At 40.9% G+C, this 14661-nt stretch carries 17 protein-coding genes; 1 reads left to right on the plus strand and 16 read right to left on the minus strand.

Features of this window, described 5'->3' with window-relative positions; translation table 11 throughout:
* Positions 1–40: 40 nt before the first annotated feature.
* The gene (locus SM122_RS05835; RefSeq protein ID WP_049474440.1) at positions 41–328 is read right to left on the minus strand and encodes a WXG100 family type VII secretion target; all 288 of its coding nucleotides are present in this window, start codon (positions 326–328) and stop codon (positions 41–43) included.
* A gap of 477 nt (positions 329–805) precedes the next feature.
* Here SM122_RS05835 and SM122_RS05840 point away from each other — a divergent pair, with 477 nt between their 5' ends.
* The gene (locus tag SM122_RS05840; RefSeq protein ID WP_023919523.1) at positions 806–1357 is read left to right on the plus strand and encodes a hypothetical protein; all 552 of its coding nucleotides are present in this window, start codon (positions 806–808) and stop codon (positions 1355–1357) included.
* Positions 1358–1411: 54 nt separating this feature from the next.
* Here the strand turns inward: SM122_RS05840 and SM122_RS05845 are convergent, their stop codons facing one another.
* The 15 genes from SM122_RS05845 to SM122_RS05915 all read right to left on the minus strand — a co-directional run bounded on the left by SM122_RS05845 (position 1412) and on the right by SM122_RS05915 (position 14647).
* Positions 1412–3262: a proline--tRNA ligase gene (locus SM122_RS05845; RefSeq protein ID WP_023919525.1), complete on the minus strand. Its 1851-nt coding sequence runs from the start codon at positions 3260–3262 to the stop codon at positions 1412–1414.
* A 15-nt stretch (positions 3263–3277) separates the two neighbouring features.
* Positions 3278–4537 (minus strand): RIP metalloprotease RseP, encoded by a 1260-nt coding sequence (rseP, locus tag SM122_RS05850; RefSeq protein WP_049523159.1) that lies wholly within the window; start codon positions 4535–4537, stop codon positions 3278–3280.
* A 36-nt stretch (positions 4538–4573) separates the two neighbouring features.
* Positions 4574–5377: a phosphatidate cytidylyltransferase gene (locus SM122_RS05855; RefSeq protein WP_024054625.1), complete on the minus strand. Its 804-nt coding sequence runs from the start codon at positions 5375–5377 to the stop codon at positions 4574–4576.
* Positions 5378–5386: 9 nt separating this feature from the next.
* Positions 5387–6136: an isoprenyl transferase gene (locus SM122_RS05860; RefSeq protein WP_024054624.1), complete on the minus strand. Its 750-nt coding sequence runs from the start codon at positions 6134–6136 to the stop codon at positions 5387–5389.
* A 154-nt stretch (positions 6137–6290) separates the two neighbouring features.
* A complete protein-coding gene (yajC, locus tag SM122_RS05865; RefSeq protein ID WP_003004444.1) occupies positions 6291–6617 on the minus strand; it encodes a preprotein translocase subunit YajC in 327 nt (108 codons plus the stop codon).
* A gap of 156 nt (positions 6618–6773) precedes the next feature.
* Positions 6774–7019 carry a hypothetical protein gene (locus tag SM122_RS05870; protein ID WP_003009969.1) on the minus strand — a complete coding sequence of 82 codons (246 nt, stop codon included), beginning with the start codon at positions 7017–7019 and terminating at the stop codon, positions 6774–6776.
* A 225-nt stretch (positions 7020–7244) separates the two neighbouring features.
* Complete coding sequence (locus SM122_RS05875) at positions 7245–9374, minus strand: ATP-dependent Clp protease ATP-binding subunit (RefSeq protein WP_324737873.1); 2130 nt, start codon at positions 9372–9374, stop codon at positions 7245–7247.
* A gap of 355 nt (positions 9375–9729) precedes the next feature.
* Positions 9730–10029 carry a hypothetical protein gene (locus SM122_RS05880; RefSeq protein ID WP_024056353.1) on the minus strand — a complete coding sequence of 100 codons (300 nt, stop codon included), beginning with the start codon at positions 10027–10029 and terminating at the stop codon, positions 9730–9732.
* Between the two features lie 18 nt (positions 10030–10047).
* Positions 10048–10428, minus strand: a complete 381-nt coding sequence (locus SM122_RS05885) for a hypothetical protein (protein WP_024056354.1) — start codon at positions 10426–10428, stop codon at positions 10048–10050.
* On the minus strand, positions 10407–12002 hold the full coding sequence (locus tag SM122_RS05890; RefSeq protein ID WP_070448949.1) for an alpha/beta hydrolase family protein: 1596 nt from the start codon (positions 12000–12002) through the stop codon (positions 10407–10409). Before SM122_RS05890 ends, SM122_RS05885 begins: the two co-directional genes overlap by 22 nt.
* Complete coding sequence (locus tag SM122_RS05895; protein ID WP_024056357.1) at positions 11992–12387, minus strand: DUF1310 family protein; 396 nt, start codon at positions 12385–12387, stop codon at positions 11992–11994. The genes SM122_RS05890 and SM122_RS05895 overlap by 11 nt, the downstream gene beginning before the upstream one ends.
* A 163-nt stretch (positions 12388–12550) precedes the next feature.
* Positions 12551–12937: a DUF1310 family protein gene (locus tag SM122_RS05900; RefSeq protein WP_024056358.1), complete on the minus strand. Its 387-nt coding sequence runs from the start codon at positions 12935–12937 to the stop codon at positions 12551–12553.
* A 14-nt stretch (positions 12938–12951) separates the two neighbouring features.
* A complete protein-coding gene (locus tag SM122_RS05905; RefSeq protein WP_024056359.1) occupies positions 12952–13359 on the minus strand; it encodes a DUF1310 family protein in 408 nt (135 codons plus the stop codon).
* Between the two features lie 19 nt (positions 13360–13378).
* On the minus strand, positions 13379–13777 hold the full coding sequence (locus tag SM122_RS05910; protein WP_070448947.1) for a DUF1310 family protein: 399 nt from the start codon (positions 13775–13777) through the stop codon (positions 13379–13381).
* Positions 13778–13882: 105 nt separating this feature from the next.
* On the minus strand, positions 13883–14647 hold the full coding sequence (locus tag SM122_RS05915) for an amino acid ABC transporter ATP-binding protein (protein WP_195327183.1): 765 nt from the start codon (positions 14645–14647) through the stop codon (positions 13883–13885).
* Between the last annotated feature and the right edge of the window lie 14 nt (positions 14648–14661).

The raw sequence follows: 14661 nt of genomic DNA on the forward strand, positions 1-14661 counted from the left end.
TGATCTACCTACAAGAAGTAAGATCACCTCCAAGACTATCTTAGTGGATTTGTGCAGCGATATCTTGGTCAGTTTGTTCAACGATATCAGCAACTTTGATCAATTGACCGTTGATGTCTTCCAACAATTGAGCGAATTGTTTGATTTTTGGAGACAATTCGTTGAATTGTGCTTCAAAGCTATCAAATGCAGATCCATCCCAGTTTGCGTCGATGACTTGTTGTTCATGAGTCAAAGTAGTAAGGATTTGATCGATGTCTTGAGAACCTTGTGCATAGCGTTGTGCTGATTGACGTAGGTCTTCTGGAGTTAATTTAATTTGAGCCATGTGTTTCTCCTTTTGGGCTGATACCCTTATATTTTTTTCATAAACAATACATTTTAGTACGAATTAGTAAAATGCCAGATAACTGTATATTTTACCTTTTGCTCCCTTTTTGTATTATTTACTTAAAAGTATCTTAATGAAATATTGCCAGAATGTCAAGTTTAGAGGGGTAACTGATAAAATATTGTAACTTTGTTACAGATGTGTAACATTTTGTCATAAAATCGTAATATATTTCCTGAATTCCTTGCCCTAATAGTCTCCAACTAGTATTATTTCTGGAAAGAAAAGAAGACACTCTGTCCTTTTATATTAACTCAACACATAGATAAAAGTTGTTGATTTTAGGTGTTTTTAAAAGCAAATTTCGATGACTTTTGTATATTTTTTCATTTTTAAAACTTTTATGGTATAATGAAACCTGTTCAAAACTTGTTTCATACAAGATCGAACACCATTAACCTATAAGGAGTATATATGAAAAAATTTCTACTTGTCTCTGTCTGTCTACTAGCTCTTACCGCTTGTAGCCAAGGCCAACAAGGCAAAGGGACTACTAACGCTTCTTCCAAGCAAGAGGCCACTCAAACCAAAAAGGAGCAAGTCCAAAACAAGACCTTTGTTAGTGACCTCGGCGATCACCACCAAAACAAAATTCAAATCGGCTACAAAAAAGATGAAATTGTCTCTTTTACTTTTCTTAGTTTTGAACCCATTTCCTCAGATTTGCAAGACATGGATCTTTCCGAGTTAAAGGAAATCTACCAAGAAGAATTAGAACATAGCGATATCTATAAAAGCTTAAATGGCAAGCCTGGTCTTAGCTTCCGCATTCAAATTTCGAAAGATAAACAATCCTATGCCAAGGTCTTACAAGCTGACTTCTCAAAAATCAAGAAAGATGAGTTTGCTTCCATCTACGGGGATCAAGGGGAGGAAGAAAGAGCCGAGTTCAAGAAATACCTCAATGGCAAACCTCAAGATCTCTTTACCTATTTCAAAGATCAAGGCCTCAAAGAAGAAAAATAAAAAGAGCTTCCTGAGTTTCATCACCACACTGGTGAGAGCTCAGAAAGCTTTTTCTTATTTGTTCAAGATTGAAAGAGTTTCAAGGAGATTGTCCGCATGAACTTCAATGGTATCTCCTGTCGCTTTGATTTTCACTTCAACGATGCCTTCAGCTGCTTTCTTACCAACTGTTACGCGGATTGGAAGTCCAATCAAATCACTATCGCTGAATTTGACACCAGCGCGTTCATTTCGGTCATCCACCAAGACTTCGTAGCCTTTATTCACCAAAGCTTCTTCGATCCGATCGGTCAAAGCAAGGCTTGCTTCATCCTTGACATTGACTGGAATCAAATGCACATCAAATGGCGCCAATTCTTTAGGGAAGTTAATTCCCCAAGCGTAACGGTATTCCCCTTTTGGAGTCTTATTGACAAAGAGGCGTGCATGTTGCTCCATAACAGCTGAAAGAAGACGGCTGACACCGATTCCGTAGCAGCCCATGATGATCGGAACTGCACGACCGTTTTCGTCCAAGACATCTGCTCCCATGCTAGCGGAGTAGCGTGTACCGAGTTTGAAAATGTGACCGATTTCGATCCCACGTGCAAAGTTCAAGAACCCTTTCCCATCTGGTGAGATTTCGCCTTCACGAACTTCACGGATATCGACGTATTCTGCAGTAAAGTCACGTCCTGGGTTGACACCAGTCAAGTGGTAGCCTGTTTCATTGGCACCGACTACTGCATTACGGCTGTCTTGGACCTTGCGGTCTGCGATAATCTTAACATTTTCAGGAAGATCAACTGGACCGAGAGAGCCAAAATCAGCTCCTAATAATTCTTTCACTTCCACTTCGGTTGCAGGTTCAAAGAAGTCTGCGCCGAGGTGGTTTTTCAACTTCACTTCATTGAGCTGATCATTACCTACGAGAAGGGCAACAACAGGCTCACCATCTGCGATGTAAACCAAAGTCTTGATAGTAGCTTCTTCTGGAACATTCAAGAATGCAGCTACTTCATCAATCGATTTGACACCTGGTGTTTCCACGCGTTTCACTTCTTCTTCCGCTACAACACGGTTACTTGGCTTGTATTCGTTAGTAGCCATTTCCAAGTTGGCAGCATAGGTGGATTCACTTGAATAGGCAATGGTATCTTCACCAGAGACCATCCATTTGAGCAATTCTGCTTTGATTTCTTCTTGGACTTCTGCTGGAATTTCATCAAAGGAAGCTACTGATTTGTCTAAAACAACCCAACGATCCAAGTCTGTACGAGCAGGTGTAACAGCCATAAACTCTTGGCTATCTTTTCCGCCCATGGCACCACCATCACCGATGATGGCTTTGTAGTCGATGCCACTGCGGGTGAAGATCCGCTCATAAGCTGCCTTGTATTCATCATAAGTGACATCCAAGCTATCGTAGTTGGCATGGAAGCTATAACCGTCTTTCATGATGAACTCACGGGTCCGCAGAAGACCGTTCCGTGGGCGTTTTTCATCGCGGTATTTTGGTTGAATTTGGTAGAGATTCAACGGCAATTGTTTGTAAGATTTTACTGAGTCGCGCACAATAGCGGTAAAGGTTTCTTCGTGAGTCGGACCTAAGATAAAGTCAGAGCCTTCACGGTTTTTCAACTTATAGAGGTCTTCCCCGTAAGTTTCGTAACGACCAGATTCACGCCAGAGATCCGCACTCAAAAGGGCTGGAGCAAGCATTTCAACTGCTCCAATTTTTTCGAATTCTTGGCGCATGATGCCTTTTGCTTTTTCAATCACTCGATTTGCTAACGGCAGATAAGAATAGACACCAGCTGATACTTGGCGAACATAACCTGCACGCAACATCAAAGCATGGCTAATGACTTGGGCATCGCTTGGCATTTCGCGAAGCGTTGGAATCAACATTTTACTTTGTTTCATGGACAATATCCTTTTCTATTTCAAAAATAATTTCATAATATCATTCCAGGTGACAGCAATCATCAAAATAACCATTACAGCTACACCTGCAAGCGTCATATAGGTTTCTACTTCCTGTTTCAGTGGCTTTCTCCGGACGACCTCGATCAAATTGATCAAGATTTTACCCCCATCCAAAGCTGGAATCGGGATTAGATTGAAGATCCCAATATTAATAGAGAGCATGGCCATAAGAGACAAGACTGCTGGAATCCCTAATTGAGCAGCTTGTGAGCTGGCATTGTAGATGGCAACCGGACCACCCAGTTTATTGAGACTGAAGTGGAAAATGATATCTTTCAAAGCTCCCAAAATCCGTGTCGCTGTATTCCAGGTATCTGTAAAACCAGACAAGAGTTTATCCACAAATCCAGTCTTGAGGCCGTTTGTCACACCCAGATAGTAACGATTCCCTGACTTGGTTGGCTTCACTTTGACTTCTTTTTCTTGGCCGTCTGTTTTGACTTTCAGGGTCAATTCAGGAGCCGTCTTGCTGTCCTTAGTTGCTTTCTCAACAGCATCTGTCAGCTCATCCCAGTTGCTAACGGTATCGTTGTTGACTTGAAGGATCTGAACAGTACTTTTGACACCGACCTTAGCCAGCGCCCCATCGGGGGCCACCTGAACATTGTTGCTGTAGTAGTCAATCGCACCACCACGCATAAAAGCTAGAAGTGAGTAAACGACAATACTGAGGATAAAGTTGTTCATAGGACCCGCAAAGTTGGTGATCAACCGTCCCCAAATGCTGGCATTCTGATACTGAACATCTCTCGGCGCAATCCGCACTTCCGTCCCATCTTCCTCAACGATGGTCGCATCATGATCAACACTATAAGTCTTGGTCTCATCGAGAACCAAACCCGTAATTTCCAGTTTGTCTTCAAAGTCAAACTGGGTAACATTCATGGGAAGGGCTGTCTGATCCAGATTCTTTCCTGAAAGATTGATCCGGACGACCTTGCCAGCCTCATTTAGCGTCAAGCTAACAGGCGTTCCGGTTTTAATCTCAGTTGTATCCTCACCCCAGCCAGCCATACGAACATAGCCACCTAAAGGTAGAATGCGAATCGTATAGGCTGTTCCATCTTGACCAATATGGGCAAAGATCTTGGGACCCATCCCAATCGAGAATTCTCGCACCAGGATGCCCGATTTTTTTGCAAAATAGAAATGACCAAACTCGTGAACGAGAACGATCACTCCAAAAATAACAATAAAGGCAATAAACTGCATCGTTCTATACGTGGTTTCCTTTCTATCTCTTCTGTCTTAGAACAAGCCCAAGAAATGCATCAAGGGAAAGACAAAGATCAAACTATCAAAGCGGTCTAGAACACCACCATGTCCTGGAATAAATTTCCCAGAATCTTTCACACCGAAGTGGCGTTTAATCGCACTCTCTACCAGATCTCCAAACTGACCTGCGATACTAAAGAGGATGGTAAAGAAGATCATAGCAAGAAAACCATGTCCACCCGCCACAGAACGATCCACAATCATAAAGATCACGGTTACCGCAACTGCAGACAAGATTCCGCCAAGACTGCCTTCTATCGTTTTATTCGGCGAGACTGCAGGCATGAGCTTGCGTTTCCCAAATTGACTTCCGACCAGGTAAGCACCTGAATCTGTAGCCCAGACAATAAAGAGAGCTAGCAGAACTTTGTCGATTCCAGCGATACGCGCATCTACTAAGGAATGGAAACCAAGTCCAACATAAAAGCTAGACGCAATGGGATAGACTACATCTTCATAATTGTAATTCTGAGCAAGAACAGTTGTCCCCATGAGAATCAAGACAACCAAACCATAGGCAATCATATTGCCATCTGCTGGAAGGTAAGGGAGGTAGTCCTCAATCGGCAAAGTCAGGACGAAGGCCGCTAACATGGCTAGCGCTCCTTCAAAGGTCGCTGTCTCAAGTCCCTTCATCTTGAGCAATTCATGAACCCCTAGCATGGCGATCAAGCCAATCACAATCTGGAAGAACACCCCTCCAACCATTACTGTTGGAATGAAAAAGAGCAGGGCAATTCCTCCAAAAATCACACGTTTTTGTAAATCTTTCGTCATCATCTTCTCCTAAACACCACCAAATCTCCGATGGCGATGGCTATATTCTACTATGGCACTTCGTAGTGCTTCCTCTCCAAAATCTGGCCACATCACATCTGTGAAATACAACTCACTATAAGCAGCCTGCCAAGGAAGGAAATTACTCAAACGGATCTCTCCGCTGGTACGAATAATCAAATCTGGATCCCTTAGGACGCGTGGCAAACTCTCGGTATAGAGAGAATCTGCGATCATCTCTTCTGTGATATCTTCTGGACTGAACTTCGCATCCAAGACTTCTTGGGCGATCTGCTTCACGGCCTGAGTGATCTCAGCACGTCCACCATAATTGAGTGCGAAATTCAGGATCAAGCCTGTATTGAGATGGGTCATTGCTTCTGCTCTTTCCAAAGCCTCCAGCGTTTCTTTTGGTAATTTCTTGGTATCACCGATCATTTGAATCTTGACATTGTTGCGATGCAATTCGGGGACGAAATGATCATAAAACTCGACCGGCAAGTGCATAATGAACTTGACTTCATCTTCAGGGCGTGTCCAGTTTTCCGTAGAAAAGGCATAGACCGTCAAGACCTGAACCCCCATATTTTTTGCTGCAATCGTCACTTCTTGGAGAGCTTCCATCCCCGCCTTATGACCGAAGACGCGCGGTTGCATCCGCTTTTTCGCCCAGCGACCATTGCCATCCATAATGATCCCAATGTGTTTCGGGACTTCTAAAGGTATCTCGATTTTTTCTTTTTTCTTAAAACGAAACATGTTTTTCTACCTATTTCAATATTTATCGCTTCATTATACCATAAATCCCCATAAAATAGGGACTCTGGCCTCTTTTTTGAACCAGCAAGGCTTTCCTTCATCACATCGTCCTATTTGCCCACCAAAAAAGAGGCCTTTGCCTCTTCTTTGATGATTATTCTTCGATGGCTGAATCGGCATCTGAGCTAGCGCCTTCTGTAGCAGTAGCTGAGATTCCTTCTGATACAGGAAGAACTGTTTTGATCGCTCCCAATTCAAAGGTCAGGTAGACACCATCAACATCCAAGACAACGGTCTTGCGATCTGTATCGACTTCATCGATGGTTCCGTACAAGCCACCAATCGTGATGACTTCATTTCCTTTTTGAAGTTTATTCAAACTTTCCATCCGTTTTTGGTACTGTTTCTTTTGGCTACGGCTCATGAAGTACATCAAACCGACCATAAGAACGAGCATAATTAGCAAACTTCCGCCTTGCATATGTTTCTCCTTTAATTTTCATATATGCTATACTATATCAAATTTCGCCCGTCTTTTCAAGTTTCCCCATCCTCTTCAAGCAAAATCAGACCTCAGTCTCAGAGAGGAGGCAAGTTTTGATGAAAAAGAAAAAAACCACGAAAAGTGGGCTACTGACTAGTCAATCGTAATGCCATACTTTTCATGATTCTCATCATACCAATCAATCAAGGCCAAAGCCGTTTGATAGGTAATATTTTTGATTTTACTCGTTCCCTTCGTCAAAGTCGCTAGGCTCATTTTGCTGATGTTTGTTTCAGTTGCGACACGATAGCTCGTCAAGCGACCGTCAACCATCAGTTGAACAACGGCTTCCACTTTTCTGTATTCGGGAGTTGAGTAGATATCAATTGTATTGCTCATCTTACTTCCATTCCTCAAATTTTATTCTTGTATAGATTATATACTTATTTTCTTTATTTATTAATAATTTTGCTCAAATTGGATTAATTTCACTAATTATTGATGTTTTTTTAGCCCAAATAGGGTATTTTTCGCCTCATACGGCGAATAATTTCCCCCAGGTGGGAAGAAAAAATAAAGACTGCTATATGATAGCAGTCTCTATTTTTCACAAACTAATTCGCCTTAGTCTGCTTGTTTATCAGTGTTTTCTTCCTTCTTTGTGTCTTTTTCTCTGATCACAAGGACACCATCTTCCATGTCTGCTTCGAGATGTTTGGCATCCAAGTTATCCAAGTGGAAGTCTGTGACTTTGTCACGGATTTGTTGTTCAACTACCCGACGGAGTGGACGAACACCCATCACTTCATCATAACCTTCTTCAGTCATATATTCTTTAGCTGCATCGCTCACTGCCAAGTCGATTTCTTTCTTAGAAAGGGTCTTATTGACATCTACCAACATCAAATCAACAATCTTAGAAAGGTCTTCCTTGCTCAAGTGTGAGAATTCAATGACAGCGTTGAAACGGTTCAAGAATTCTGGACGGAAGTAAGGTTTCAAACGATCCATGAGTTCTGGTTTATCCGCATCTTCTGTCAAGTTAGCTTCGTAACCAAAGCCAGCGTTTGAAGTGGCGATAATCACAGTGTTCTTGAAGTTGACCGTGTTCCCTTGACCATCTGTCAAACGACCATCATCCAAGACTTGAAGGAGAAGGGTGATCACTTGAGGATCTGCCTTTTCAATTTCATCGAGAAGGACGATTGAGTAAGGGTTACGGCGAACACGTTCTGTCAAAGTATTGCTATTGTCATCGTAACCAACATAACCAGCAGTTGTACCAATCAATTTAGAAACGGCTGTGCGGTCGCTGTATTCTGACATGTCCAAACGGATGATGGCATCTTTGGTTCCGAACATATCAAGAGCCAATTGTTTAGCCAATTCAGTCTTACCGACACCAGTAGGACCTACAAAGAGGAAGCTACCGATTGGACGGTTCCCTTCGTCAAATCCTGCACGGTTACGACGGATGGCACGTGCCACTGCTTCAACGGCTTTATCTTGACCGATAACCTTGGTTTGCAAACGGTGACCCATATCTTTCAAACGTTCGATATCAGTTGCACCCATTTGAGACACTGGGATACCCGTCATCCGTTCTACTGATTCAGCCACATCGTTGATTGTTGCAGTTACCTTATGGTCTTCTGTATGGTTTTCAATTTTCTTTTCAAGCTCTTCGATACGAACTTTTGCTTTCAAAGCTGCTTCGTAATCTTCTTTAGCCGCAGCTTCTTCTTGTTTGGTTTTTTCTTCTTCAATTTCATGTTCCACAGCATGGACATCTGTTACTGGATGTTGAGCCGCCAAGTGAGCAGCTGTTACATCGACCAAGTCAATGGCCTTATCAGGCAAGCTACGTTGTGGAATGTATTGGATAGAATAATCAACTGCTGCTTTCAAAACTTCATCTGGCAAGATGACATTGTGGTGTTTTTCATAAAGATCACGGATCCCTTGGAGAATCTTGAAAGTATCTTCAGCTGATGGAGCATTGACTTTCACTTCGTTGAAACGACGAGCAAGAGCTGCATTCTTCAAGATAGTGTTACGGTATTCATCTTGAGTCGTTGCACCAATGACTGTCAATTCCCCACGTGAAAGAGCAGGTTTGATGATATCCGCAAGACCTTTAGAGCCTTGACCATCACCTGTGCTACCTGCACCAAGGATTTGATGGATTTCATCAAAGAAGAGAATAACATTTCCCATAGCTTTGACTTCTTGGATCAGATTTTGAATATTTTCTTCAAAGCTACCACGGTATTGCGTACCAGCTTCTAGACCAGAAATATCAATCGAGATGATTTCTTTATTCTTGATAGCAGCTGGAACATCCCCGTTCACAATAGCTTGTGCCAAACCTTCTACAACTGCTGTTTTACCAACACCGGCATCCCCTACAAGGACAGGGTTGTTCTTGGTACGACGAGACAAGATTTCAGCAGTTTCTTGAATTTCTTTATTACGTCCGATGACCGGATCCAATTTTCCTTCACGAGCTTCTTCGGTCAAGTTGCGACCAAGTTTTGCAAGGATCCCATCTTGTTTCATTCCTTTACCTTGATGGTGTTGCACTTGCTCGCTTCCTTCATTTGGAAGTTGACCAGTTTGGCGGTAAATAGCGAATTTTTCTGGTGTCACTTCACGACCGTTGATCATGTAGCGACGGCTTTCAGAACGAAAACCACCCATGTTTCCCATTAGTTGATTGAAAAGATCATCCATATTGTTAAAGTTGTTGTTCATATTGTATACCTCTAATTTACATAATTTTAATTCATTCTTGAAAATTAGCAGACCAATTGGCTGCTGTTTGATTGTTTACATAATTTAAATTCATTTATATAATAATAGCCCTACAGGCTAACAGTTTCTATTTTTCCTTTTATCAATTAGTTGTCTTAATTCTGGAAATAGCATATCACCATCTCCTTTCCACTATTGATCTTGTAAACCAGTAGGTTTTTCAACCTCTTTTTGTTTACATAAATTATTATAACGCAGACTGAATTCTTTGTCAACACTTTTTTACATAATTTTTTAAATTTATTAAAAAAATCTGGAGTCACTCCAGATTCTATATTTAAATAGAAGTTCTTGGCTAGATAGATTTAAATTTACCAGCTTTTTCTTGAATAACCGTCTGTACGTTTTTAGCAAATTGACCCACCATGGACTGATCCAGTTGTTTTCCAACTACCTGGACGTCTTCTTCAGCTACTGTTGTAATCGCAGTCAATCCATCATTGTAACGTTTCTCAACTCCTGCCTTGCAGGCCAATAAAATGGGCGCATAGACAACACGGATTAAATCTTTTTCAAGTTTCTTTCGGCTTTCGATGATCCTCATCTTATCTTTCATATCTAAATCAAAGAAATCTTTGACTGGACTATCACCCATACTTCCTCCTCTTCTATACTATGAAACTTTATCTTGTGCAAACTCCTCTTCCAGTTGGCGTCTATCTTTCCGGTAGGATTGCCATAAATTCTCTTCCTCGATTTCGATCTGTTTTAAGGCTACTTGTGCAGCTTCTCTAGCTTCGAGATCATACTCTTCGATACAGCGATGGAGGGACTCCCATTCACAACTGCTATCAATCTCCTGCTGTTGTAAAAAGGAAGCTGCCATCGCATACTCTTCTTCCAGCATCTGGGTGAAGAGCTGCTGTTTTCTTTCCACTAGGCAACGCTTTTCATCTAGCTCCAAGCGCGCTTTTTGGAACTCTCTTTCCAAGTGATCTAGTTTCTTTTCCTTTTTTGAAAGAGTAGATGAAATTAATAAGCTAGTTGTTCCCACTGGTTCATTTCTCCTGCTATTTTTTGATCTTTTGCTTTTAAGAGCTCAATTCCTGTATTCACTTGCTCGTTTAAAGCATGAAATTCATTCGATAAGGACTGATATGCAGCCAAACGATTGTCGAACCTTTCTCTTACTTGAGTGACAACTGTTTGCCTTGTTGCACCAGCCTGTGCATAGGCCTCTTCTACTTCGGAAAGATTGAGAATGAAGCCTTTCGGAACGGTCTGTAATACTTTCTCCAAAGCTTCTAAATCTGTATCCAGTCGTGCCTTAGATTTCTGAGCTTGCTCCAGCCCTTCATCCACTACTCGAATCAGCTCATCAGAAGCCAAGCGTGCCTGCAAGGCATCGAGATAGATTTGTTCACTTGAACTCAGTCCACCACCTGTTTTTTGTAATTTATCCTTTAGGCGATAGTAAACCTTCATCCGCTCTTCAATGATTTCCTTGCGAGTGATGGCTTCCGTTCCCTTTTCAAGAACCAAATTCCCATCCTTATCATAGATATAACCATGCATCATGTGCTGCAGGCCAGTATTTATCAAATTTTTAGTTTTGAGGTGCTTGACAATCCCACTGGATTCCTTGCTTCCAGAATCCTGATAGCCCAAGCTAACCAAATCTTTATGGTCAATGTGGTTGTAAATTTTGTACTTCAGCGAATCTATACGCGCTTTTTGCTCGGGTGTTAAAATAGGATAGGCATTAGGGCCATTGTATAGATGGACAGTCCCAATATGAGAAGCTTCCTCTTCCGTCAAACAGGCAAGCGCATACTGAATATTCATAGACCCCAGAGAGTGACCGTATAGATCGATCTTGGCATTGGGGTATTTTCGGATCACCTCTTTCAAATGAGCTGCAGCATCTTTAAACTGCGGAGGCGGGAAAGTACCGTTTTCATCATTGTATTTTTTTAAAAAAGCAGCTCCCATTAAAGCAGGAAATTTAACCTGTTCTTCGGCTGTTCTTTCTGCAAAAAAGCCGACCGCATCTGATGCTTTTTCCTGTATGAAATTGCTGACAGGATTGTCCATCGCTTTTTGTATGAACCTACCTAAGGGAGTGGCCTCCGGTGGAAGATTAACAGATGTAGGAATAATTGCATCTTCAAAAGCTTCTACAGCATTGTTAAAACCATTTTTAGCCTTATCTCGCGCATAATTCTTCGCATATTCTGTTGCATACTCGCTTGCACCACCAGGGTTCAAAATATTGGAAGCTGCTGGCAAATCTGTCCCTACCCAATCTGTAAATGTATCATGGAGTAATTTTTGTGTACTTATTTCAGTTTCAGATCCCTTCATCAAAACTGTCACATCATGGATTTGGGCGCGATCTTCATCAGAAGCAGAATAGGGGACTGGATCTTGTTCAACCCCCTTGCCACTATCCGTTAGTACAAAGACCTGTTCTTCATTGCCATTTACACTATCATAGATGTGAGCTAAGTTACCAATATAATCATCTCCATCGTTAATAGAATAATCTTGACCCATTTCTAACGGTTGATATTCCAATAAGGATGTTTTCTGATGTTGAAGATCCGAAAAATTAGAATTAATGACCATCACTTTCTCCTCTTATTAGTCTCGTTAACTTTTTTGGCATCCCAGACGCTGCAACGGTATATTCCCCAGAATCTTCCTCTTGAACTGTCATATTGATTATTAATGTATCATCATTGTTAATGACTACCTCTAGAATCAGTCCTCCCATTGGGTTATATTTTAATTTGTCTTTTAAAATCCTATAAGTCTTTATTTTCCCATTTGGAGTTAATGCCTCTGGATCCTGTTTTTTTAAATATTTTTCAATCGCCACTTTCATTTGCTTACTCTCTGCGATTTGAATCATTTCTTGTTTTTTTGCAGATTGTCCATTAAAAAAGCTACAGCCTCCTAAGCTCAGGCTAAATACTACCATTATCAACACAATAAATTTACTTTTTTTCATTTCTTCCCGTTTCTTTTTCTAGTTTTCTTAAAATTTATTATACAAAATTCCATCAACGTCTGAAATGTTACTTTTGTTAAAAAACATTGCCAAAAGGTTACAAGCACTAACTATTGATGTAACATACCAGCTTTGATTCAGAAAATGTTTCTGGTTACCTATTTTAATTGTTGGTTAATAAATCACTTAACTCCTCTGTTTTCCCAAAATAGGTCTCTTCATATTTCCCTGTAGTAGCATCTTCTTGTATAGTTGTGCTCAAAACTAACTTATCATCATTATTTATGACTATTTTTACTAATAGTCCTCCCATTGGATTATAATCTAAATCATCTTTAGAAATTTTATACGTTTTAATTTTTCCTTCTGGTGTAAGTGCTTTTGGATCTAATTTTTTTAACATATTCTCAATCGCCACTTTCATCTTCTTGCTCTCTGCGATCTGAATCATTTCTTGTTTCTTTGTAGCTTGTCCGGTAATAAGACTGCATCCTCCTAGAAATAGCCCTGACAGAATCATGATTACGGTCATACTGTATCTTTTTTTCATTCTCTTGCAATTCCTTATTTATCGTTTACTAATTTCTTGGATAATTCCCCTGAAATGACTACTCCATTCTGTTCCATATGACCATCAGACTCTTGGGTTAAGGTTGTCGTAATGGTTAAATTCTCATCCTCATTAACCATCATTTCTATCGTCAAACCTCCCATGGGATGAGATCTCAGCCGGTGGATATTAATTTTATATGACTTCACAATCCCCTCCGCTGTCAAGGCATTGGGATCTTCTTGTCTCAATATATTTTCGAGAACTCTTTTTGATTGCTTACTCTCTGCAATCTCTAGCATTTCTCTTCGTTGCTCTGATCGTCCGGTAGTAAGACTACATCCTCCTAGGCACAAAGTGGTTAGCAATAACCATAACGTCCCTATTATTTTAGTTCTCATATTTTCCTTTGATGCTTCCATGAATGACTCCACTATGAATTTATTTCCCAGTCTCTTCTGCTTTACTTAACAGATCATCTAATTTTGCTGAAATACCGTAACTACCTGCTTCGAACTGTCCTGAATCTTCCATTTGAATAGTCGTATCGATCGTTAACTTTTTATCGCCATTGATCACGAGATAAACATTCATCCCTCCCATTGGATTGTATTCCAATTCACCTTTTATCAGGGTATAGGAGTGAATGACTCCTTCTGAAGTGAAAGCTTTCGGATCGATACTGATTAACAAGTGTCTTATCGCTCGCTCCATTTTCGTGCTTTCTGCAATCTGAATCATTTCTCTTCTCTCAGCAGCTTTATCCGTAAAAAGACTGCAACCTCCTAGAAACAAAGTCAGTAAGAATAGTAGTACAAATCGTTGTTTTTTATCAGTCATATTTCCCTCTCACTTATATTATTCGTAATGATTTTTAAAAATTGAGCTAATTTTTAAATTTTTTCCAGAATCCAAAAAACACACCCTACATAGGTGTGCCTCTTGTTAAATCATGTATTCGACACTATAAGTGGCGTCAGATAAAATCCGTGATAGGAATTGTTTGGTTCGTTCTTCTTTTGGACTGTTGAAGAATTCATGGGGCTCATTTTCTTCAATAATATGCCCGCCATCCATAAAGATGACATGGTTGGCCACATCACGCGCAAAGCCCATCTCATGGGTTACGACAACCATGGTCACTCCTTCTTTGGCTAGCTGTTTCATGACATCTAAGACATCTCCAACCAATTCTGGGTCTAGCGCTGAAGTCGGCTCGTCCAGCAAGATCACGTCTGGTTTCACTGCGATGGCACGCGCGATTCCGATCCGTTGCTGCTGACCACCTGACAATTGAGAAGGATAGTAATCCTTGTAAGCGAGGAGACCAACTTTTTCAAGGGCGGATTCCGCCCGTTGGATGGCTTCTTCTTTTGGAATCTTCCGAGCTACAATCAAGCCTTCCAAGATATTTTCAAGTGCTGTTTTGTTGGCAAATAGATTGTAATGCTGGAAGACAAAGGCTGTCTTTTGGCGGATTTCTAGAATCTCTTTTTTGCTGAGTTTTGAGAGGTCATACTCTTTTCCACCTAGGGTTAGGTGGCCTGTATCTGCCTTTTCTAAGTGATTGAGGCAGCGAAGGAAGGTTGTTTTTCCTGATCCAGATGGACCCAAAATAACGACGACATCCCCTTGGTTGACCTTGAGATTAACATCTACCAGGACTTGGTGGTCCTTAAATTTTTTCGATACGTGTTCTACTTCTAACATCTTCTTATTTCTCC

Source organism: Streptococcus gingivalis, assembly GCF_035544715.1.
Classification (GTDB): Bacteria; Bacillota; Bacilli; order Lactobacillales; family Streptococcaceae; genus Streptococcus; species Streptococcus gingivalis.